Here is a 23935-nt window from a genome sequence, read left to right as displayed (position 1 = left end):
ACATAACCGGGACCTGTTTCTTGACATTGGTCCGACGCGCCCGCAGGCACGCAAGCACCTCCTTCGCTCCACCTGTTTGAGCTAAGCGACGCGGAGCAATCGGCCGCTGGCCCCCTTGACAAGCGCTCACGTGCTTCATTAACTTTGCTCCTCGTTGGCCTTGGTAACGTTTCCAAGCCGATCGATGGAGACGGAGAACTCCCCCGATGCTCGATCCATATCGCTGGTGAACGCTCCTCTCTGCCAGAGGGCTGGCTGTCGCTGGCCACGCCATCACTGTTGTGGAGGTCAATCGCATGTTTAAGCGTCTCTCGGTTCCCGTTCTTGCTTCGCAAGCCTTGCTGCCCTTCCTTTGTGCCGGAATAGCCGCAGCGCAAGCTGACCGTGCTTCCATCTCCGGGCACGTGGTGGATCCATCGGGTGCAGCGCTGCCTGGTGTTTCCGTCACAGCCCGCGAGAACGCCACGGGCGCCAACTTTACCGCGCAGACCAACACGGCAGGGGTATACAGCATCGGCCAGCTGCCGATCGGCGACTACACCGTGCACATGAGCCACGATGGATTCAGCGAGTCACAGTCCAACGTGCACCTGGTGGCTACCCAGGTGCAGGCGCTGGATGTCACGATGCAGGTTGGTTCCAAGGGAGAGGTGGTGTCGGTAACCGCGGCGCCACAATTGCTTGATTCAGAAACTTCCACGATTACGAATACTCTGGAAGAAGAAGCACTGCGCGACCTGCCGCTCAACGCCACCAACGGCCGCGATGCCGTGCAACTGCTGGTGCAAAGCACGCCAAGCGCGGCCAAGTCCGGCATTTCCGGCAACCAGGTGTACAGCACGCTCTATCTTGGTGGCGCCAACTCATGGACAAACACCGCATACGTCGACGGCGTGGAAGCCGATGCCGGCCCGCAAGGCGCAATTGCCACTCCTGGACTGGAGGCTATCGCCGAGACCCAGGTGATCACCGGCAACGCCAGCGCCGAGCTTGGCAACACCGGCGGCGGCGTGCTTCTGTTCGAACTCAAGTCCGGCACCAACAAGATTCACGGCAGTGCTTTTGAGTTTCTCCAGAACGAGGCGCTTAACGCAAACTCCTGGCAGAACGACTACTTCCTCGCCACCTGCGCACCGGGCGATGAGACGTGCATCCGCAACAACTCACGCCCGCGCGACCGCTTCAACGACTACGGCGGAAGCCTTGGCGGCCCCATCTGGAAGAACCGCACGTTTGTCTTCGGCGACTACGAATACTACAGCCAGACCAATGACGCACTGAACCCGAACGCGACAACCGTACCCACCGCACGCATGCTCTCCGGCGACTTTGGCGAACTGCTCACCGGGGGTACGCAGCAGGGCAACATCACGAACGCCACAACCGGTGCGGTCGCGATCAATCCCTGCACCGGACAGCCCTACCAGTATGGGCAGATCTTCGATCCGCTGACCCAGCAGGTCGTGAACGGCGTAACGTGCGCAACGCCATTCGCGAACAACGTCATCCCGGCCAGTCGCATCAGCAGCATGCAGTCGCAACAGATCGTGTCGCTCTACCAGCAGTATTACAAGCCCACCCTCACCACCCGTATCTACAACAACTTTCCGACCGTGGTCAGCAACACACCGAGCGAAACCAAGCGCTCCTACGACATCAAGGTCGACCACAACTTCTCTGCCGGCCATCACCTCAGCGCTTCGTTCGACTATGTAAAGTGGATCAGCATCACGGGCGGCGGCTTGGTGAGCACCATCACAAATCCCGGGCCGCTGAGCGCAGAATGGGGCAACAACACCCCGAACTTCATCGCACGCATCGTGGATAACTACACCATCACGCCCAACCTGCTCAACACCATCGGCTTCGGCTACTCCTCGACGCAGTACACGCAGGTGCCGGTCAACCAGGTGTCGAGCGCCGCCGTGTACGGCTTCAACTCCGACGGCGCGGCATTCCCCACCATCGGCTTCAACAGCACCAACGGTGTGGGCGAGCAGAACCTCGGCACCTCGGTGGACTCCTACCAGAACTACTACGGCTACCACTACCAGGACACGCTGGCCTGGCAGCGCGGCAATCACTCCTTGAAGTTCGGCGGCCAGGTCTTCCTGCAGGGACTCAACTCGAGCTACGGCGGCAACATTCAGAATTACAACTTCAGCAGCGAAACCGGCGGCCCTACCGACACCACCCTCACCCCCTTTGTGGGCAGCGCCTTCGCGAACCTGCTGCTCGGCAACGTGCAGTCGGCCTCGCAGAACATTCCCTACCCGACCTACCCGCGGCAGAAGTACATTGACGCTTTCGCGCAGGACGACTGGAAGGTCAACAAGCGCTTCACGCTCAACATGGGCCTGACGTGGATCTTTACCTTCGCCGGCCACCAGGCCGATGGACACTGGACCAACTTCGACCTGACCCAGCAGAACCCTAACTGGGGCAGCTACAAGGGAGCATGGGCCTTTGCAAAGGACTCAGGCTCGACCTTCCAGACTGATAACTCCCTGCACCAGTTCGCGCCACATCTCGGGGGCGCTTACCAGATCAACGACAAGCTGGTGGCGCGCGCGAACTATGGCCTCTACTACGTGCCACTCGGCGAGTTCAATGCGGGCTACGGCTACGGGTTCCCTTCGCAGCAGGCGGAGTTCTGGACCGGCACCAACATCGTGCCCAACAGCGTCCCGGGCTCAACCGCATTCAACTGGGGCGGCGGCTATCCCGGGCAGACCGTGACCTTGCCGCGCACCGCCTCGCAGACCAGCTTCGGGTACGATGACCCGCTCTCTATCAGTCCCAAGACCCTGCATCTCGGGCGCGCGCAGAACTTCTACGCCGGCATCCAGTACGAGCTTGCCAAGAACATCATCCTCGACACGCGTTACATGGGCAGCCGCGGGGCGGACCTGCACGACAATCCCGAGTCAGTCGGCATCAACTATCCCGACTTCAACACCTACAGCCGACTGCTCACCTCCGGCCATGTCAACGACACGGTGAGCAGCGCCGGGCAGGCTGCCGCTGCGGGCGTGCCCTACCCCTACGCGGGGTTCAGCGGGCCTGCATACGCAGCCATCGCGCCCATACCGCAGGCTGCGTCCTACAACAACACCGTCGTCCTGATCACCGACCAGCAGCTTGGTTCAAGCGCGTACAACGCGTTTGTCGCCGAGATCAAGGCGCGCAGCGCGCACAACCTCAATGCCGATATGAGTTACACCATCTCGCACCTGAGCGGCAGCAACCTGGCCCGACGTTCCGCCGCCGGCGGCAATGGTTTGTACGGATACCAGAGCGCTGCGGATATCCCGGCATCGCACGGGTACGTGCAGGGGACGGACCAGTTGCAGCTCGTCACCGGCTACATCACCTACCAGCTTCCCTTCGGCCACAACCAGACGTTCCTGGCGAACGGCAAGTTGCTCAACGAAGCGGTAGGTGGCTGGACGATCGGTTCGTTCCTGAGTTATGGCTCCGGCAGCCCCATGGGTACGGTGAACTCGCCGGTGCAGTACCCGTTCTTCTTTCAGAACCAGCGCGACAACTTTGCCCCGGGCGTCACGGCCGACAATATTAAGAACCACTTTCATGGCCACAACGTGGACCTTGGCAACACACTCGACCCCAAAAACCAGGACTTCAGCCCGAGTCTCTTTACCACGCCTGCGTTCGGCACCCTGGGCAACACGCCCTATAACTACGACCACTGGCGCTTCAACGGCGGCTCCGCGAACGAGAGTGTCTCGCTCAGCAAGGCCTTTGCTTTCGGTCCCGAGGATCGCTTCCGCGCGACCATCCGGGGTGAGTTCTACGACGTCTTCAATCGGCACTACGTGAACTCGCCAGACACCAACCCGAACGACACCACGTTCGGCCAGGTCACTGGCGTCTCCGGCACGGCGCGCACAGGCCAATTAGGCGCACGCGTGCAGTGGTAAGCGACCCACGCTGAACCGCGACAACGCACGTTGAAACGCACCCGCACGCAGGAGGGTTTGCCTTTGTCACATCGCTTCGGCCTCTTCGTCACTGCCGCAACAACCATGCTGGGACTTATCGCCTGCCACGCTTCGGCTCAATCCACAGGCAAGCGCCCCATCGATTACGCTAATCCGCTGGTCGGCACCGCTCCCCTCACAGACCAGAAGGTGATCGGCAACGCGCCTCCCGCGGGTGAGCAGCTTTACTCCGGCTTCACTTCTCCCGGGGCATCACTGCCGCATAGCTCCACTGACATCGGCCCGATCAACGCCAACCTGCCGCTCAACTACCAGGCCGGCGTGCCCGCGCCGTACTACTATCCCAATCCCACCATGGTCGGCTTCTCGAGCGGACAGGGCAACAGCCCGATCCTAATGCCTGTCGTCGGCGATTGGAACGTGCCGCCGCAACGCAGCGCCGCCTACTACGACAAGGCCCGCGAGCACGCCAGCCCCGGCTACTACTCGGTGTATCTCGACACTTTCAAAACCACGGTGGAGCTGACGGCGACTACCTGGACCGGGCTGTATCGCCTCACCTACCCGGCCAGTACGCAGGCACATCTTTTGCTCGACCTCGGATGGGCAGGCGGCACGGTCGAGGTCGTGGGCGATCACACGATTCGTGGTCACTCCACGCGCGGCCGCCATGGCGGTGGCACGTACTTCGTCGCCGAGTTCTCAAAACCTTTCACCTCGTTTGGCACCTTTGTGCAGCACCCGCCACGCGCCGGCGAGCGAGGCGAAGAAGGCTCCATCCTTGGCGGCAAAGAGGTCGACCCGGACCAGCCCACGATCTCCGGCCCATTTGCCGGCGCGTATCTCAACTTCGCCACAAACGCGGGTGAGCAGGTGCTCGTCAAGGTCGCGCACGGCACCAGCTACGAGCAGGCGGAGCAGCGGCTGCACGCTGAGAATCCCGGCTGGGACTTTGATCGCGTTCATCACGCGGCGCAGGACACGTGGGCCTCCAAACTGGACCAGGTCGAGGTGGAGGGCGGCTCGGAGAAGGAGCGCACGCTTTTCTACTCCTGCCTGCTGCACTCCTTCGCCAGCCCGCGGCTGGTTGCGAAAAAGGGGGAGCCACTCGCGCTGCGCGATGGCACCATCACGACCGCGACTTACGATCGCTACAACGAGGTACCCTTTTGGGATACGGGCCGCAACCAGATCGTGCTGCTCACCCTGCTTGAACCAAAGGTCAAAGAGGATATCCTGCGCTCGCAACTCGACATGGCTCGTGAGTCGGGCTACATGGGCACCTCGTTCCACGGCGACAATGCCGTCTTTATGTACCTGGGCGACTGGGAGCGCGGCCTGGACTTCGACTGGGCCAACACCTATGAGTTCCTACGCAAGAACGCGACCGACCCGAATGGCCCACGGCACTATCTCGCGGAGTACATGCGGCAAGGCTGGATCGCCGACATCATCCCGCCGGGTAACCCAAGCCCGCCCTATGCCGATGGCACAGCCGGTGCGGCCACCACACTTGAATACAGCTGGGACGACTACGCGATGGCGCAGTATGCAAAGCGCCTAGGCAGGCAGGCCGATGCGGACATGTTCCTGAAGCGCGCGGCGAATTACCGCAACGTGTTCGATCCCTCCGTGGGCTTCGTGCGCGGACGCACAGCAGACGGCAAATGGATCTCGCCGTTCGACCCTGGTGAGCCTTACTACAACTTCATGATGAAGGAAGCTTCCGGCTGGTCGACCCTGTGGCTTACGCCGTACGACGTACAGGGGCTTGCGAACGAACTCGGAGGCCGCGAGAACTTTGCCGCCAAGCTGGACCAGTTCTTCTCCACACCCTACGCGCCTAAAGGTGTGTGCCGTGACTGCACCGGCCTTATTGGCCAGTATGTGCAAGGCAACCAGCCGGATCAGCAGGCTGCCTACTACTATGACTGGGCAGGTCAGCCGTGGAAGACGCAGGCGCTCGTTCGCCGTATCCTCCACGAGATGTACGGCAGCGACCCGTCCGGCTATGCGTTCCCCGGTATGGATGACCAGGGCAGCACCTCGTCCTGGTACGTGATGAGCGCTATGGGTTTTTACACGGTGGACCCTTCGAGTCCCAACTACATTTTGGGCAGCCCGTTGTTCCGCCACGTCGCCCTGCACATGGGCAATGGCAAGACGTTTGAGATCATCGCGAACAACAACTCCGAAGCAAACATCTATATCCAGTCCGCAACCCTGAACGGCAAGCCGTGGAACAAGCCGTGGTTCGCACATGCCGATATTGCCAGCGGGGGCAAGCTTGTCCTGATGATGGGGCCAACTCCAAACAAACAATGGGGCACCGCGCCGGAGGACGCGCCGCCATCCATGTCGGCGCCCGTTATCAGCCAACGCTAGCCCCCCGCGTGGGACCGCACGTTGGACCGGTCGGCCAGCACGAACACAGCATGCAAGTCGTTGCATGCTGTGTTCGTAGTCGGCTACTTGGCGACTCGGGTCCCATGTACGAGGGCCCTAGCCCCCCATTCCTAATCTGCCGTTGGTGAAGCACCGCCCAAACGGTGCTGAAGCGCGCTCCACCAAGCGCCGTACTTCGTTCACGAGACAGCGCGAGCGAACCGCAGCCCCGTTCCTTGCGCCTTAGCCTCGACCGCGGCTTGGCCTCGTGAGCGCCGGTCAGTGTGTTTAGCAAGCCAACAAGGTTTAATGGCGCACGCTGTCTCGTTGCGGGGATAATGCTTTGCAGTGGAACAAGCGCTTATAGCGTAGAACAGGAATGCAAGGCGGACATGGCTTCTCAGACGCAGCACATCCGAACTATGCACGAATCAATCCGCCAACGCCCCGAGACGCAACGCAAAGCCCACGCCATCGCTCTGCTGCTCGTGCTGGTGTTCCTTGGCGAACTGGTATTCACAGTGCACCGTCAATCCCTGACCTGGGATGAGGGCGACCACATCTACGCAGGGTACGAGAGCTGGCGGGCCGGCGATTTTGGCATCAATCCCGAGCATCCGCCGTTGCTCAAAGAACTAGCGACTCTTCCTCTGCTGGCCATGCACCTTACAGCCCCGCAGCGGACCAGTCCCGTATTTTCTAAAAACGAAGCGTACTTTAATGGTCGCAGCCTGATCTATAACAACGGCGGTCTCGAAGCGGCGAACAGGATCATCTTTCGCGCTCGCATGATGGCGGCCATCTTTTCGATAGCGCTGGCCACCGTGGTTTACCTTGCGGCTCTAGAACTATTCGGCTCGACGGCGGCTTTGTTCAGTCTTGCCTTGGTGGTCTTCGAGCCCAATCTCATAGCCCACGGTGCGTACGTCACCACCGACATGGCCGTGACCTTTGGGATCTTCTCCACCGTGTACGCGCTGTATCGTTTTCGTGTGCGGCCCTCGCTTGCCAGGCTTGTCACAGTCGGAGCGGCCGCCGGCATTGCCCTGGCGCTCAAGCACTCGGCTGTGCTGCTGCTCCCAATTACCCTGGGGCTGCTGGTTGTTGATCTCATCCGCCCACGTGCCACCGAGCAAAGGATGCAGGTCCTACGAATCTATGCAGCAGCTGTTGCTGCGGCCGTTGTCATAGGGCTACCGATCCTGTGGGCTACCTACCGTTTCCGCTTCTCTGCACACCCCGATGGAGGCATGCAGCCTGGCCTGGGCGCGTACATGAGCACGCTGCACGGACTCGAACCCAGCGTGTACGCATTGCTTGCACGGTGGCATATTCTTCCCGAGTCGTATCTCTACGGGATGGTCGACATCCGGGTACAGTCTGTGGCCGGGCAATCGTTCCCGACCTTTCTCTTCGGACAGGTACATGCGCACGGTGTGCCGTACTACTTCCCTGCCGCCTTCGTGATCAAGTCCACGCTTGGCTTCATGCTTCTCCTGCTGGTTGCTGCCTATGCAGTGGTGTGCCGGCGGCTCGCAGGATGGCAGCGGCTAAGCTTCCTCGCCGTGCCGCCGCTGGTATATCTGTTGATCGCGATCAACACGGGTCTCAATATCGGCGCACGCCATATTCTGCCCATGTATCCGTTTCTGGCCGTGCTCATAGGAGGCGCAGCGGTGTCTCTCTGGCGGGTGCGGCGCGCGTGGATCTTTGTGACACTCCTGCTGCTCGGCTGGCATGTTGTATCCGCAACGAGAAGCGCGCCAAATTACCTGGCGTATTCCAATGAGCTGTTCGGCGGCCCGGCGAACACGCACAAGTACCTGACCGACTCCAACACCGACTGGGGGCAGCAACTGATCTCGGTCAGGAAGTACCTCGACCAGCACGATATTCATGACTGCTGGTTCGGGTACTTCGTGCAGCCATCCATTGACTACCACGCCTACGGAATTCCCTGCCGGCCACTGCCCACCGCTAACAGCATGTGGACTGACCAGCAGGTCGATGTGCCGGCCAGTATCTCGGGCACCGTGCTGGTGAGCGCCGCTACACTCACAGGTTACGAGTTCGGCTCCAGCATCCTGAGTCCATTTCAGCCCTTCATGAACGTACGACCGGTTGACACGATCGACGACGGCGTCTTTGTGTATCGCGGCACATTCAACACGTCGTTATCTTCTGCGTTTGGATACTTTACGCGTGCTACCAGGGCTCTTGCTGCCAACCAGCCTGAAGCTGCGCTGCACGCAGCCGAACAGGCCGTTGCAATCAACCCTGATCTCATGCAGGGGCAGGTCATCCTGGGAGACACGCTCGCTGCCCTACACCGCGACCGGGAAAGTGCGGTCGCATACAACAAGGCTCTTGTCATCGCGCAGCGCATGGAACCCAGTGCAAAAGCTGACTGGATCTCAACGCTGCACACGAAGCTGTCCGCACTTCACCTGTGAGCTAGGGCAGGCCTGCTCTGGCAGCAACCGGCGCAGCGCCTTATTAAAGGGCGCTTGTGCCTGGCGCTATTTTCCCTTTGCTGGCAAGAAGATGGCGCGGTCATGGCTGAGGAGCTTCACCTTTCCTCGGTGGTGCAAACGAGGCCCTGTGTAAGATGGCACTGCCATGATCAAGCCTCGTTTGTGCGCGCTGTATTTGGGGTTCTTGCCGTACTTGTCAGGGATGATTGCGGGAGGGCAGATTTCTGCCACCAGGGCCGAATGGATTGGACCGGCCGGGGCAAGTGAAACGACTCCTGCGCTGGGCGTGTACGAGTTCCGCAAAGTGCTGTCGCTGGCGGCGGTGCCCAAACAACTACGCGTGCAGGTGAGCGCGGACAACCGGTTCGAACTGTTCGTAAATGGAACCCGCGTCGGCGAAGGTCCTGCGCGCGGCGATCTGCAGCACTGGCGGTACGAAAGCTATGACCTTGCCCCGCTGCTGCACGCGGGCACAAACGTAGTCGCGGCCCGGGTGTGGAACTTCGGGGATCAATCGCCGGAGGCACAGCTCTCGTTGAAGACAGGGCTTGTGGTGTGGACGAAGGAGCCCGCTGCCCGCGCGCTCGATACCAACGCGAGCTGGCAGGTACGCGCGGAGACAGCGTGGCGCTTTGTGCCCACGGGCCCCCCAACCAACTCAAACACTGGCCCGGATGAGGTGGTGGATGGCGTGCGCTACGACTGGCACTGGGCTGAAGAGAAGGATGCTTCCGCAGGCTGGTCGGCCGCGCAGGTGATTGCACCGGCCGAGTTTGCGACCTCGGCTGCTCCAGCAACCAGGACATCAACGTGGAAGCTTCTGCAGGATGCGCTGCCGCCAATGGAGAACGCACCAGAAGGAGCAGGACAGGCAGTGCGTGGGAGCGGCGACGGATTCCCGGAGAAGGAGTGGACGGTCCCGCCGCATTCGAGGGTGCAGCTGCTGCTGGATCACAAAGTGCTGATGACGGCGTTTCCGGAGCTTGCGGTGCGTGGAGGAGCAGGATCCCGCGTGCGGTTGCGGTATGCCGAGGCACTCCTTGACGAGCATGGCCTGAAGGGCAACCGCAACGAGATTGCCGGAAAGCACATGAGCGAGCACGGGATCCAGGATGAGTTCTTTCCAGGCGGTGGACCCGAGGAGGAACGCTTCGCGCCTTTGTGGTGGCGGACCTGGCGCTTCCTGGAGGTAGACGTGGAGACCGGGGATCAACCTCTCCAAATGGAACGGCTTGCGGCGCGGCAGACCTGGTATCCACTGCATGCGGTGGCGTCGTTCCAGAGCAGCGATCCGGAACTGGGCAAGATCTGGGACGTGGGTTGGCGCACGCTGCGTGTGGATGCTCACGAGACCTACATGGATTGCCCGTACTATGAGCAAACGCAATACATCGGCGACAGTCGCATCGAGGCACTCGTGACGTATGCAGTGAGCGGCGACGACCGGCTTGGCCGGCAGGCGCTGCGCGCATTTGCCGATACAGTGCAGCCGAGTGGTCTGACGGAGAGCCGCGGCCCGGCACACGACCCACAGGTCATTCCGCCGTTCTCGCTGCTGTGGGTCGGGATGCTGCATGACTTCTGGATGTACCGGCCGGATGCCGCGGATGAAGTACGCGAACTGTTACCGATTGCACGCGGAGTGCTCAGCTACTTCGCGGAGAAGCAGCGCGCAGATGGATTGCTGGGAAAGCTCCCGCAGAAAGGCGACAGCCTGTGGAACTTTGTGGACTGGACGGAACCCTTCCCGGGAGGGACGCCGCCGCAGGATGCGGATGGAGGATCGGTGCCGCTTTCGCTGCAGTGGGCGGCTGCGCTTCGGGACGCGGCGGACCTCGAAGCAGCGCTGGGTGACCAGGCGAGGAGCGACGCGGACCGGGCAGGTGCGCAGACGATCATAGATGCGGTGCGGCGCGAAGCTTGGAACGCGAAGGCAGGGCTGCTCGCGGATACGCCAGGAGGTGCCACGTTCAGCGAGCATGCGAACATTCTGGGCGTGCTGCTTGACGCGGTGCCCGGCGGCCGTGAAAAGGCGGTAGTGCAGCGCGTACTGGACGGCGAAAAACAACAGGAGACTCCGTCGCTCGCCCCCGCAAGCTACTATTTCCGCTTCTACCTGGCGCGCGCGCTCAACCACGCAGGCATGGGCGCGCAGTACCTCGATACGCTAAGACCATGGCGCACGATGTTGCAGCTGGGCCTGACCACGTGGGCCGAGCAGCCAGAGCCGACGCGGTCCGACGCGCACGCCTGGTCGTCGCACCCTAACTATGACCTGCTCACAACCGTGGCGGGCATCCAGACAGATGCCCCGGGCTTTGCGAAGGTGCGGATCGCTCCACAGCCAGGAGATCTCGCATGGTTGAATGCCCGCATGCCACACCCCAAGGGGATGATCGAGGTGAAGTATCGGCGTGTGGGCAACAAGGCTAAGTTCACGGTGCAACTGCCGGAGGGGATAGACGGACGCTTCGTGTGGGGCGGCACGTCGAGGCCGTTGCATGGAGGAAAGCAGTCGCTGGAGGTTCCGCTGCCCTGATGCTTGGGCGGAGCAGGGGACGCAGTCGGCGAGTCCGCCCGCGGCGGGATTCGCTGTCAGGCAGGTCGCTGGAAACGCGCTTGCAAATTTGCCCAGACAGACAAGCGCGACGCCTTCGTGTCGTCCGCTTGGCCCTCGATCATCCAGAGTCACAAGCAAGAGCCCTCGCGCAGGCGACGCCCTTTGGCTCGTCCAGTCGAGATGCGCCAGGCGGACAAGCAAGGTCTATGCGTTTCCGGGTCTCTCCGGAATCGCCTGCAGCAACTCTGCCAGTTGCGTTTTTAAAGCAGCCTGCACCGTCGCGTGCTTCGCGTCACCGTACAGGTTTTGCGTCTCGCCGGGGTCCTGCTCCAAATCGTAAAGTTCGAACTCCTGCGGCGACTGCGTATACCAGTGGATTAGTTTGTGCCTATCCGTGCGCACGCCACGGTGTGGCGCCACGTTCTCGCTGCCAGGGAACTCGTAGTAGTCATAAAGCCAGGCATGGCGCCACTCGGGGCCACGCTTGTCGAGCATCTCGAGCATCGATCGACCCTGGTGCTGCTTCTGCGGAGGCAGGCCCGCAAGATCAAGCACGGTGGGCGCGATGTCAACATCCAGCACCATCTCCTTACGCACAGTGCCTGCAGGCACGCGGCGAGGATAGCGGATCTGCATCGGCACACGAATGGATGGCTCATGCATGAGGCGCTTATCGAAAAGTCGCCACTCACCGAGCAAATAGCCATGGTCGGAGCTGTGAACGATCATGGTGTCGTCGGTGAGTTTCTGCTCATCAAGGTGTTTCAGGACGCGGCCGACATTCTCGTCGATTGCAACCAGGCCTGCATAGTAGTCCTTGCAGAGCTCTTCGACAGAGCGCACCGCGTCACTTGTGTCCGTGGTGCCGATCTTGTTATCGGCGGCCCGGAACGGCGTCGGTTTGCCGGGGTAGCCCTTTAGGTCGTCGTCGAAGGTCGCGGGCTTGGGAATCGGCACGCCGTTGTAAAGATCAAGGTGGCGGCGCGCCCGGAAGTACGGTGCGTGCGGCGTCTGGTACCAGAGCAGCAGCGCAAACGGCTTTTCGCGCGGTTGCTGCAACCATGCGAGAGCGCGGTCAGTGACGAAGTCATCGCAGTAGCCCTCGTTCCAAACCTTGGGCGGATCAATCTTTCCATTGCGCCCCTCGGCCATCCTGGGCGTGTAGTAGTTGGTGACAGGCGCATTGACCCCGAGGTAGTAGTCCCAGTAGCGCTCCTGCAGCCCATTCCGCAGGTGCGTCTTGCCAACGATGGCCGTTTCGTAACCGGCTTCGCGCAGCTGGTCAGTGAACACTGAAAACTCTGTCGGTAAAGGGGTGTGTACGGTCTTGTTGTCGAGGGCACCGGTGGACCGCGACCACATGCCCGTCATTACGCTAGCGCGCGCAGGGGCGCACAGTGCGTTGGTGCAAAAGGCATTCTCGAAGCGAACGCCTTCTGCGCCGATGCGGTCCATGTGCGGGGTCTTGAGGAGAGGATGCCCGGCGATGCTTGTGCAATCCCAGCGCTGCCCCTCGGTCAGCAGGAACAACAGATTCGGACGTGGCTCCGGCGTGGTTGCTGCCTGTGCGATCGATGGCGACATGGCCACTCCCAATGCAGAGGCTGCGCCCATCTGCAGAAATTCTCGCCTGTCTATCTGCGTGTCCCTGTCGCTCACTTGTCACCTTTCGCTTGCGCCAACTATGCCTGTGCCTGCCCCTATTATCGAATGCTTCTTCCGCCGCGAGTGACTCACCGATCCCGGATCTGCAAATCACCAATCTGCAAGCACACGGCAAACTACCAGGAGGATCGCAACAGCCTACAGGGTAGCCAAGGAGTGCCTGCACGCTTCACGAGGGTGCGTGTCGCTCGATGAGTGCGGCTTCGCAATCCGTAGTCTTGCATGAGGCTCGCCGCAGGCTGAGACGGCTTCGGTGCCGGGCACGTTTCCATTCGGTATCCTGTACGCATGCCCGCCTCGATCTCACGCAAGTCTGTACACGCCTGCAGCCTCCTGATCACATCCTGTGGTTCCCTTCTGGCGCAGACGCCCATGTTTCACTCGCAAAAGTATGACGTGTATCCAGACCGCGTAGTAGAAGGTGCGTACACGGCGAGCGTGACCCCGGGCGGCGGGCTGCAGTCCAACTACCCGGTCTCCGAGAATGCTACCGGAGACCGCACGTGGTCGCCTGCAGCAGAACCCAACGCCTTCCCCCGGCTCACATCAGACATACCGCTGGGAGACGCGCTCTACAACCTGTCACTGAGTGAACTGCAGAAAGATAAAAGGTCCGACGGCGCGCTCAGTGCGGGAGCGCAGTGGCCCGGCGTCTGGACCAGGGACGTCAGCTACAGCATCTTTCTTTCGCTGGCGATCATCGATCCGGATGCGGCGAGAAAGAGCCTCCTGACCAAGGTTCGTCGCGACCGTATCGTGCAGGACACGGGCACTGGCGGCAGCTGGCCGGTTTCGAGCGATCGCGAATGCTGGGCGCTGGCTGCATGGGAGATCTATCTCGCGACGGGCGACCGCGGCTGGCTTGCCCAAAGTTACTCCATCATCCGCAACTCCATCGCGGATGATGAAGCGGTCGCGCTCGATCCCAATGACGGACTCATGCGAGGAGAAACATCATTCCTTGACTGGCGGGATCAAAACCATCCCCGCTGGATGCAGCCTGTCGATATCTACGAGTCCAAGAGCCTGAGCACAAACACGATCTTTTACGCCGTCTACCGCGTGCTCGCCGCGATGGCCAAAGAACAAAACCTCGCAGACACATCGTGGGAGCAGAAGGCAGACCATCTCGGCAAGGCTGTCAACGAGAACTTCTGGATGCCGAGCAAGGGCTTTTATGGCGAGTACCTGTATGGTCCCGCCTGGCAGACGCTGTCTCCTCGTTCCGACGCCCTTGGACAGGCGCTTACCATGCTCACCGGCCTTGCGCCGAAAACGCGGCAGGCATCCCTGCTGTCGTCCGTGCCGGTCATGGAGTATGGCATCCCCACCGTGTATCCACAGATTCCCGACATGCGCCCCTATCACAATCGCGCAGTGTGGCCCTTTGTGCAGGCATTGTGGAGCATGGCTGCGGCGGATCACCAGGACGAGGCTGCTGTCGCGCAGGGCCTTGCGTCTGTCTATCGTGCCAGCGCGCTGTTTCTCACCAATAAGGAGAACTTCGTTGTTGAGACGGGCAGCCCCGTCGGCACTGCGATCAACTCCGATCGTCAGCTCTGGAGTGTCGCGGGCAATCTCGCCATGACCTATCGCGTCCTCTTCGGCATGAGGCTTGAACCGCTTGGCCTACGCTTCGCCCCGGTAGTACCCGCAGGCTGGGGACAGCATCGATCGCTGAGCGGCTTCCACTACCGCGATGCTGTGCTCTCCATAGAGATCAAGGGACATGGCTCCCATGTAAAGAGCACGACACTTGACGGAAAGCCGGCTGAGCCGTTTCTTGCCGCAGACCTCAAAGGTGCGCACAGCCTCGTGATTGAGCTGGAGGAACAGGGCACTCGCATGCCACAACCACGGCAGGTGGAAGGTGCGATTGCACCAGCGACACCGACGCTGCAGTTATCGGATGGAACGCTTCGCTGGGCGCCGGTGGAAGGCGCTGAACATTATCAGGTCTACCAAAATGGGCGTCCGTGGCAGCGGGTCGCAGCCGGTTCTCTTAGTCTTCCTGTCGCCTCGGGCTCGAACGAGCCGGCCATAAAGACGCGCACCGACTACCAGGTCACCGCCGTCGGCAGCGATGGTTTTGCATCGTTTCTCAGCGCTCCGGTTCAACCGATTCCAAGCCGCAAGGTAAAACTCGGATCTTCGGAGTTGGGATATATCTCCACCGACCAGGGAGCGACACAAGATGTGCCTCTCAGCTTTGACGTGGATGATTCCGGCAAATACCTCGTCGCGTTTGAGTATGCCAACGGTAGCGACTCGATTGAAGACAACAGCCGGTGCGCCCTTCGCACGCTTTACATCGACGCCGCAAGAGTTGGGCCGATTGTAATGCCGCAGCGAGGCAAAGATGCATGGACAGACTTTGGGCGCTCCAGCGGACAACTCGTGCAACTGGGCCCGGGGCATCACACCGGCGTGCTGAGGTTTGAGCCGGAAGATCTGAACATGGATGGCAAGACCAACGCCGCACGGCTGCGAGCCATCCTCCTGGACCGGCTTCCTTAATAACGCGTCTTGAGCGGAGCGCACCAGCGCCAGCTGCTCGCACATGCGCGGTGCGCTTCCCTGAGAGGCGCACCGTCGATAGTCACCCTTAACAGCCTGGTGACACCCTTTCCATGCTCAGGCAAATGGCTCGCCCATATGCCGCACCGTTAGTTGTGTCAGACGCGCATTGATCGGCTGCCTGCATACGAACAGGATTGTTTCGGCCACGGCAGATGCGTCCATCATGCGCGAGGACTCCACCTGCTCGGTCGTTCTGCCTCGGCCAATGGCGAACTCTGTCTTCATGCCTCCGGGACAGAGTGCGGTGACCTTGACTCCATAACCTCTTAACTCCTCCGCCAGAGATTGCGCAAAACCAACCTGCGCGAATTTGGTCGCGGCATATACGGATTCGTTGGCTGCTCCCGCAAGTCCGGCGACCGACGAGACAAAGATCATCGTTCCGGATCGTTGTTGGATGAACTCCGGCGCGGTATGACGAGCGAACAGGAACGAGCTCCTGAGATTCGAGCGCAACAGTTCGTCATACTCGTCCGCGGTGGTATGGACCAGGCTCTTGTACAGACCAGCCCCTGCGTTATTGATGAGCACGTCGATGCGTCCAAACGCTGTCAGCGCCGCATTTACGGCGGCGACGGCCGTTGCTTCTTGCGCGGCATCCCCGGCCACAACAACTGCCTCGCCGCCCGCTTTGCGTATCTCCTGCTGCAGCGCAAGGAGGCGCTGCTCGCGCCGGGCCGTGAGCACCAGCCGCATCCCCACGGCTGCCAGCGCAAGGGCCGTGGCACGGCCCAGTCCTGCACTTGCGCCTGTGACAATAGCTACCTGCCCCTGAAGCTCACGGCTGTTGTGTTCCGAATGCATGGTGGTCCTCGTGAGTGGGAATGTAGCACGACAGCCGCGTGTGGCCTTCGATGCTTCCTTCACGCGGGGCTTGCACCAGCAAGGCAGTGGCGGCATGCTGCAGCGACGGATCAACTCTAGCGCGGACAGTGCGGCAGGTGGACAGGGATTCGTTACACATGAACCTGGGTAAGAGAGTTCCCACCCTGTCGCCCATGCACCCTTGCGGGTCGAGTCGCCCTGCTGGAAAGCTCGACAGTGACCGATGGGCCACCACAGCTAAGGTGCAGGCGCCTGCTGCCGGCGCACCGCGCGCGTGGCGTATACTGGGCTGCCAGTGGCGACCCGGCACAAAGTTGCGCAGGCTTTTCTGATCGCCTCGTTGTGTGCCGCAGCCTTGCAGGTGCAAGCGGCATGCACGGTTCCCGCAGACCTCGCCAGGCAGCTGCGCGCCACGCCCGATGCCAGAACCCATGCTGCACTTGGCACCTGGTATGCCGATCACCAGCAGTTTGGCTGCGCCGTTGATAGCTTCCGCAAGGTCACCACGCTTGAGCCGAACTCCGCCCACTACGAGTACCTGCTGGGCCTGAGCCTGTCTGCCGACGGGCAGTTCGCAGCGGCCGTTGAGCCGCTCAGGCTTTCGCTTCGCCTCGACCCTGACGCAACCCAGACGCACCTGCTGCTCGGCACTGCGCTCGACCACGGCAATGACCGCAATGCAGCGGAGTTAGAGTGGCGGCTGGCGCTTGCCAGGGAGCCAACGTCGGCGCTGGCGCTTGAAAGCCTGAGCCGCGACCTGCTCGCGGATCGGAACTACAGCGGCGTCATGGCGTTGCTCGGTCCCCCCGACGCCTCGGGCAGGCTGACAGACACTCTGGCTTTGGACCTGGCCGCGGCAATGAGCCACTCCGGACTGCCCGAGGACGCGGCGAGGCTGTTGCAAAAGAAGCTCGCGGCCAACCCTGCATCGCTCCAGCTGGCAGAGGCGCTCTCGGGCGTGCTGATGCTGGAGAGCCGTTTTCAGGACGCCGTCGCAGCCCTGTCCGCAGCAGCCAGCCAGCACCCGCAGGATGTGCAGGCACAGTTATTGCTCCTGCAGACCCTTGTACTTGCGCGCGACCCCGGTGCAGAGGCGCTGGGGCAAAAGCTGCTGCTCTCTGCGCCCGCACAGTGGGAGCTGCTCTACTTCATGGGGCTGCTGCACCAGCAGCAGGATGACTATGCCGCTGCGCGCGATTACTTGCGGCGTTCCATTGCGGCGAAGCCCGGGAACGCCGAAGCTCACTACCGGCTGGGCATGGTGTACGGATCTCTCAAGGACGAGAGTGCCGCGCGGCAGGAGCTTGAGCAATCAATCGCACTGGGGCTCGACACCCCGGAAGTTCACTTCGCGCTGGCGAAAGCCCTGCGCACAATGGGCGACATGCCGGCGGCGCAGCAGCAAATCACCCTCTATCAGGAGAAGCTGAAAGCACAGGCAGCCCGCGCGCAGGCTGCCGACAAGGCCCAACAGGGCGACCAGGCCGCGGCTGCCGGCAACCTGCAGCAGTGCATTGCGGACTACCGCGAAGCGCTGGCGCTCGACCCGCACGAACCCGTGCTGGCCTACAAGCTGGCCATGGCCCTCGACAAGGCAGGCGACCCGGCCGGAGAACGGGCAGCATTGCAACAGGCTGTTGCACTCGATGCGCACATGGCCGTGGCCCTTAACCAGCTCGGATACCTGGATGCCAGCGATGGGGATGCCGCGGATGCGGCGCGATACTTCGAGCTTGCGGTTGCGGCAGATCCCGGGTTCGGCAAGGCGTGGATGAATCTTGCGGCTTCGCTCTGCCTTCAGTCAAAATGGGCCGACGCGCGTGAAGCCCTCCACCACGTGACAGCGCTGGGCGGTAACGATGCCGGGGCACGGGCCCTGCTGCAGCAAATTGACGCCATGGAGCAGCCCGCCCGGCCTTGATGGCACCTTGGGCTCCCTGCTGCCGCACAGCGTGAGCTAAGCTTGGTGCTGCATACGCTGGTCGATGCCTGGCGAGCACAACTGCACGCATGCTTCCCTTTGCCCCCTGCCTATGACGATCCCAATCACTCGCCGCCGCCTGCTGAAGACTGCGTCCGCGGTGTGCGGGGACTCGCTGCTCCGTTCCCGCGCATTCGGCTTTGCGCCCGGACCGACGCTGCCGCCATTTTCGAAGTTTGTCGATGTGGCCCAGGCAGCAGGACTCACGCAATCGATCCCCTATGGCGACCCTGCCCAGGCCACGTACATCATCGAGGTGATGGGTGGCGGATGCGCTTTTTTCGACTATGACAACGACGGCTGGATGGATGTACTGATCGTTGGAGGGATAGGCGGGGACCGCCACGAAGCCACGGTAGCCGCGGGCGGCGGAACCAGGCTTTACCACAACAATCGCGACGGCACCTTCAAGGACATCACCACTGCAGCCGGGCTCAGCAGCACTGGCTGGGCAACGGGCGTATGCGTGGGCGACTACAACAATGACGGATTTGAGGATCTGTTCCTGACCGCGTACGGACAGAATCGCCTGCTACACAACAACGGCAACGGCACCTTCACGGATGTCACAGCCAGGGCCGGGCTGCTGAACGCACAGCCCCGATTTGCTACCGGCTGCACCTTTGTGGACTACGATCGCGACGGCTGGCTGGACCTGTTTGTGACCAACTATGCCGACGTCAGCTTTGCAACGCTGCCCCGCCCCAACCTGCAGATGCCTAACTGCAGCTTCGAAGGCGTGCCGGTCAACTGCGGCCCCAGCGGGCTGCCGTTTCCGACGCATTCCCTGTTTCGCAACAACCGCGATGGCACATTCTCTGACGTTTCCCGGCAATCCGGCATCGCAGCGATGCGTAGTTCGTACGGCCTCACGGCAGTCGCCTTTGACGTGGATGAGGACGGTTGGCCCGATATCTTCGTCGCGTGTGATTCCACCCCGAGCCTGTTGCTGATGAACAACCGAGACGGCACGTTCCGCGAAGAGGGCCTGACCCGGGGCGTTGCGCTCAGCGGCGAGGGACACGAGATGGCAGGCATGGGCATCGGGGTCGGCGACATCGATCTCGACGGGCACCTCGACCTCGTCAAGACCCATTTTCTCCACCAGGCGTCGGGGCTGTACCGCAATAGCGGCAAAGGTGAGTTTGAAGATGTCACAGTCGAGGCAGGACTCGGCGGCGAACAGCGTTTTATTACCTGGGGTGCCGGCATTGTGGACCTTGACAATGATGGCCTGCCGGATGTTTTCGAGGTGACGGGCACCGTCTATCCCGAGCTCGAGAGCCGCTACCCCACACGCTATCCGAGCCGCAGCCCGCGGTTGCTCTTCCGCAACCTTGGCGACAATCCAGGCGGGCGGCGCTTTCTCCAGATGGGCGCAGAGGCAGGCCCCGGTGTCTCTGCAGCCCACCAGAGCCGCGGCTGCGCGTTCGGCGACTTCGACAACGATGGTGACCTGGACATCCTCATCATGAATCAGAACGAGCCACCCTCGTTGTTGCGCAATGATGCGCCCGCTGAGAACAACTGGCTCAAGGTGCGGCTCGAAGGAACCAAGAGCAACCGCAGCGCGATCGGCACACGCATCGTAGCCCGGTATGGCACCCGACAGCAGGCGCAGACACTGCTCAGCCAGACCAGCTACCTCTCAGCCAACGACCCGCGGTTGCATTTCGGCCTCGGCGCAGAGAAGTCCGCTTCGCTCCAGATTCACTGGCCCTCCGGGGCCACGGAGACGATCGCCCATGTGGAGGCCAACCGCCTCGTGCTGATCCGCGAAGGGGCGGGCGTGGTCAAGAGCGAACACTGGTAAACCCGTCGTCGTCACGACCGTGCTCTCACCGGCTCAGAACAGCGATTTCGTGACACCTTTCCGCGGCTTTAACCGCTCACGCCTTGGAAGCCACAGGCGATCCTCCAGCATGCGGCATCAATCCAGTTTTTTGAGCGCGATCCGACTTAAGGCGGATTCGCATCGTTGATTTCTGCGCATAGAGTCTTCCCCGGACCCCCAAACACGGATGGCACTGTTTCCACGAGGGGTCTGTTCGGCCGCGATCGCTGCAGGAGTGGCGATCACGTTTTGATGGAGGAGACGCTACATGTTTCGCATGCTTCGCGGACACACGTTTTATCTTGCCTTGTCCCTGGCCGTTCCCGGTTCCATGGCTCCCCTTGCGTTTGCGCAATCGGTAGGAGCAAGCCTGACCGGGCAGGTGACCGACCCGTCGGGTGCCGCTATCCCGGGCGCCACTGTGACGGCAACCAACCTCGGCACAGGCCTCAAGGTCACAGCGACTTCCTCCGACCAGGGATCCTACCGGATCGCTCCCCTGCCGCCTGGAGCCTACTCGTTGTCGGTACAGGTATCCGGCTTTGAAACCTACCTGCAGCAGGGCATCACCATCAATGTCGACACGCCCGCTACCCAGAACGTCAGCCTGAAGACAGGCAATGTGCAGGAGACGGTGACGGTTACCGCGGATGCCGAACTGCTCAACACCACCAACGGCTCGCTCGGCCAGACCATCGACGCTACGGCCGTGACACAGCTGCCCCTGAATGGCCGCTCCCCTGCCTCCCTGGTGTTGCTGGCCCCCGGCATGACCCCCGGCGGAAACACCTACAGCCAGACTGGCTTCTCGTTTCCTTCCAGCTCCGAGCCATCGGTCTCGGCCAATGGCGGCACCCAGGGAAGCACCTACTTCCTGCTCGATGGCGTGCCCAACATGGACACCTACCTCGGCCTGCCCGCGCCTTTTCCGAATGCCGACGCGACACAGGAATTCCGCGTCATCACCAATAACTTCAACGCGGTGTATGGCTTCGCACCCGGCGCCGTGGTGACGATCCAGACCCGTTCCGGCACCAACGACATCCACGGCGGAGCGTTCGACTTTTACCGTGACCAGGTTTTCAACGCCAAGAACTACTTCTCGCACGGGGTAGACCCGCTGCACCAGAACCAGTTCGGCGGATTTGCCGGCGGCCCGATCCTGAAGAACCGGGCCTTCATCTTCGCCAACTACCAGGGCACGCGCAACGCCACCGCCTCGACCGAGTTGAACTCCTACGTGCCTACCGCGGCCATGCTTGGGGGCGATCTCAGCGGCATCTCCACGCCGCTCTGTACCAATGGCGCACCGTCGGCCACTTGCCCCTTCGGCACGTTGAACGGCAAGCCCAACCAGCTCCTGCCGGGCTACTCGCTGAACGCCACTGCCGTCGCGGTGGACAAGGCAACGCTGCCGGTCGGCCAGCAGGCAAATGGCCTGACCTACTACAACTCACCGGCGTTTATCAACCAGATCGACGAGGGCACGGCCAAGCTCGACCTGGACATCACGCCCAAGCAGCGGGTTTCCCTGCGCTCCTTCATCACCAGCTTTGTGCAGCCATCGGCCAACGTGGACGGCAACCTGCTGGCGCTCAACAACAACTACAACTACGACGTCGCGATCCAGGAACGGTATTACAACGAGACCCTGGGAGATGTCTGGACGCTCAACGATAAGATGGTGAACTCGCTCTCGGTCTTCTGGAGCGAGTACGACGCGGGCAACGGTTCGCAGGCGAACCAGGCAGACGGCACTCCGTTCTGCTGGTCGAAATACATCAACGTGACCGAGCTTCCAGGGCAATGCTACGTGGAAGGCTTCTCGGTAGGCGGCAACGGCTTCAACGTCGGATACTACGAGCCTTCTACTGAGGCTCGCAGCACCTACGGCATCTACGATCAGCTGACGATTGCCCTGGGCAAGCAGACCCTCACCTTCGGCACCAACGTGCAGCACCAGTACGCGCGGGAGCAGACCCAGTACCCGACCTCGCCTATCCTCAGCTTCGGCGGCCAGTACACCGGCTCCGGGCTTGCCGACTTCCTCGCCGGCGACCTGACCTCGATGACGCAGGGCGCTGGCGAAATCGCCAACGTTGCTGGATGGCAGCCCGGCTTCTTCGGGCAGGAAGAGTTCCGCGCCCAGCCGAACCTCACCCTTTCGGCGGGCCTGCGCTGGGACCCGAACCTGCCCCCCACCATCGCGGGTGGGCGTGCTTCGACTTTTATCCCCGGGCAGCAAAGTATCGTGTATCCCAATGCGCCACTGGGCGTCGTGTTTCCTGGCGACCCCAACGTGGGCGCTGGCCTGATGCGTACTACGTACGGCTACTGGGAGCCGCGTCTCGGCGTGGCATGGCAGCCCAAGAACATGCCGCACACCGCAATCCACGCAGGCTTCGGCCTGTTTACCTCGCCGATGATCTACTCGGACTACAACCACACGGCCGACAATGCTCCGTTTGCTCCCACCTTTGATCTGCAGGGTACGAACACCGCGCCCCTGAGCCTCGATAATCCGTGGGCTTCGTCACCGGGTACGGGCGGCGTCAGTCCCTTCCCGCCGTTTGCCGCAACCGGTCTCAAGCCGGCTTCTACTGCCCTCTTCCCCGTGGGCGTCAGCATCCCGGCTACCATCGATCCAGCCTTCAAGCTTGCGACGACGGCAAGCTGGAACCTGACGGTTGAGCAACAGTTCGGGCAGAACACCGTCGCGCGGGTCGCCTATGTCGGCACACAGACCTACCACGCACCGTTCATCATCGACCGCAACCCTGGCATCTATGTCCCGGCCACCGCTGCCACCCCGACAACACCAGCCGCCGCAGCGTCAGGCGCTCGCAGCACCTACCCGGCGCTGAGCGAGATCCTCGACATGGAAAGCCATGGCACGGCCAGCTACCACGCGTTGCAGGTCAGCGTGGAGCGCCGGCTGAACCATAACCTCCAGTTCCAGGGCAACTTCACCTATGCCAAGACAATGGACCTGGCATCGTCCGCCAACGTCAGCTTCGGAACCAACCAGCTGACCAACCCCTTCAACCTTGCTTACAACTACGGCGCTTCCAGCGAGAACGTGCCGCTGCGCGCTGTGGGCAACATCACCTACACCGTGCCGACTCCCCTGCGCATGAACCCCGCATTGCGCCAAGTGCTCGGTGGCTGGGAGATCAGCGTCATTACCACTGCGCAGTCCGGCTTCCCGTTCACCGTCGGCGGCGGCCTGGGCAACAACAACTCCTACTCGCAGCAGTATGAGGACCGGGCCGATGTTGTGCCGGGGGTACCCCGTGATGTGCGGCAGGGTGGCAAGGCCAACTGGCTGAGCCATTACTTCAACACAGCCGCATTCACCCAGAATGCGATCGGCACCTTCGGTTCAAGCGGCAAGAACATCATGCATGCCCCGTCCCTCGATTACAGCGATGCCGGTCTGTTCAAGAACTTCAAGTATCGCGAACGGTACGACCTACAGTTCCGCTGGGAGATGTTCAACGTCCTGAACCAGCCAAGCTTCGCGGCTCCTGACTCAGGCAATGGGGACAGCAACGAAGGCGCTATCACGGCGACGGGCGCGGAACCATCACGCGTTGGTCAGATGGCACTCAAGCTCACCTTCTAAATCGCGTAACGCTCACCGCATGCCCGGACCGCCTCTGGTCCGGG

Annotated in this window: 10 protein-coding genes; 8 read left to right on the top strand and 2 right to left on the bottom strand. The window is 61.8% G+C overall.

Annotated elements, in window-relative coordinates; genetic code table 11:
- The first annotated feature begins 296 nt into the window (after positions 1-296).
- The 4 genes from D1Y84_RS13360 to D1Y84_RS13345 all read left to right on the top strand — a co-directional run bounded on the left by D1Y84_RS13360 (position 297) and on the right by D1Y84_RS13345 (position 11360).
- Positions 297-3941: a TonB-dependent receptor gene (locus D1Y84_RS13360; protein WP_124849134.1), complete on the top strand. Its 3645-nt coding sequence runs from the start codon at positions 297-299 to the stop codon at positions 3939-3941.
- Positions 3942-4004: 63 nt separating this feature from the next.
- Entirely contained in the window at positions 4005-6347 is a 2343-nt protein-coding gene (locus D1Y84_RS13355; RefSeq protein ID WP_233581406.1) for a GH92 family glycosyl hydrolase, read from the top strand.
- Positions 6348-6739: 392 nt separating this feature from the next.
- Positions 6740-8800, top strand: coding sequence for a glycosyltransferase family 39 protein (locus tag D1Y84_RS13350; RefSeq protein ID WP_158615477.1), 2061 nt, complete (start codon positions 6740-6742; stop codon positions 8798-8800).
- 166 nt (positions 8801-8966) lie between these two features.
- On the top strand, positions 8967-11360 hold the full coding sequence (locus D1Y84_RS13345) for an alpha-L-rhamnosidase C-terminal domain-containing protein (RefSeq protein ID WP_124849132.1): 2394 nt from the start codon (positions 8967-8969) through the stop codon (positions 11358-11360).
- 225 nt (positions 11361-11585) lie between these two features.
- On the opposite strand, the gene D1Y84_RS13340 is transcribed toward D1Y84_RS13345, so the two are convergent.
- Complete coding sequence (locus D1Y84_RS13340; RefSeq protein WP_233581405.1) at positions 11586-12965, bottom strand: sulfatase; 1380 nt, start codon at positions 12963-12965, stop codon at positions 11586-11588.
- 453 nt (positions 12966-13418) lie between these two features.
- Here D1Y84_RS13340 and D1Y84_RS13335 point away from each other — a divergent pair, with 453 nt between their 5' ends.
- Positions 13419-15563 carry a glycogen debranching protein gene (locus D1Y84_RS13335; protein ID WP_124849131.1) on the top strand — a complete coding sequence of 715 codons (2145 nt, stop codon included), beginning with the start codon at positions 13419-13421 and terminating at the stop codon, positions 15561-15563.
- 117 nt (positions 15564-15680) lie between these two features.
- Here the strand turns inward: D1Y84_RS13335 and D1Y84_RS13330 are convergent, their stop codons facing one another.
- Complete coding sequence (locus D1Y84_RS13330; protein ID WP_124849130.1) at positions 15681-16430, bottom strand: SDR family oxidoreductase; 750 nt, start codon at positions 16428-16430, stop codon at positions 15681-15683.
- 295 nt (positions 16431-16725) lie between these two features.
- Between D1Y84_RS13330 and D1Y84_RS13325 the strand changes: the two genes are divergently transcribed.
- From D1Y84_RS13325 to D1Y84_RS13315, 3 genes are all read left to right on the top strand, one after another.
- Positions 16726-18372 carry a tetratricopeptide repeat protein gene (locus tag D1Y84_RS13325; protein ID WP_124849129.1) on the top strand — a complete coding sequence of 549 codons (1647 nt, stop codon included), beginning with the start codon at positions 16726-16728 and terminating at the stop codon, positions 18370-18372.
- Between the two features lie 112 nt (positions 18373-18484).
- Positions 18485-20245, top strand: a complete 1761-nt coding sequence (locus D1Y84_RS13320) for a CRTAC1 family protein (RefSeq protein ID WP_158615476.1) — start codon at positions 18485-18487, stop codon at positions 20243-20245.
- Between the two features lie 289 nt (positions 20246-20534).
- A complete protein-coding gene (locus tag D1Y84_RS13315) occupies positions 20535-23891 on the top strand; it encodes a carboxypeptidase-like regulatory domain-containing protein (RefSeq protein ID WP_124849127.1) in 3357 nt (1118 codons plus the stop codon).
- The last annotated feature ends 44 nt before the right edge of the window (positions 23892-23935 follow it).

The organism is Acidipila sp. EB88 (genome assembly GCF_003858395.1).
Classification (GTDB): domain Bacteria; phylum Acidobacteriota; class Terriglobia; order Terriglobales; family Acidobacteriaceae; genus EB88.
Note: the sequence above shows the minus strand (reverse complement) of the source record. Positions and strands in the feature narration are given on the sequence as shown.